The sequence below is a fragment of the Pseudarthrobacter sp. B4EP4b genome (assembly GCF_006680095.1).
Classification (GTDB): Bacteria; Actinomycetota; Actinomycetes; order Actinomycetales; family Micrococcaceae; genus Arthrobacter.
On record NZ_VHIJ01000088.1, the window covers coordinates 1 to 358 of the forward strand.

Genomic DNA, 358 nt, shown 5'->3' on the forward strand with positions numbered 1-358 from the left:
CCAGGTAAGCCACTTCCGCCCGCAAGCGTTCGTTCTCCCGCCGCAGTCGTTCCAGTTCGGGTAGCTCCACTGGTGGCGAGGCGTCGGGCCTCCTGGGTCTGCCTTTGGCCCTTGGGCGCAGAGCATCCGGCCCTTCTCGGCGGTATGCCCGAGCCCACGTTTCGAGAAGTTTGGGCGATGATAAGCCAGCTTCTGAGGCGAGATCTTGCGCACTCTCGCCTGCGGCGAAGCGTTCGACCAATGCGAGCTTGAAATCAAACGAGTACGCACGCTTTGTCGGCTTAGTCATCAACGCTCCCCGGCCATGGATCCTCCACCGCCGATAAAGACGATCTACCGGCGAGCGGGCAACGCCCAG

At 62.6% G+C, this 358-nt stretch carries 1 protein-coding gene; it reads right to left on the minus strand.

From position 1 onward, the window contains the following. Positions 1-289: helix-turn-helix domain-containing protein (locus FNL14_RS23895; RefSeq protein WP_142065059.1), on the minus strand; the 289-nt coding region annotated here is incomplete at its 3' end. Between the last annotated feature and the right edge of the window lie 69 nt (positions 290-358).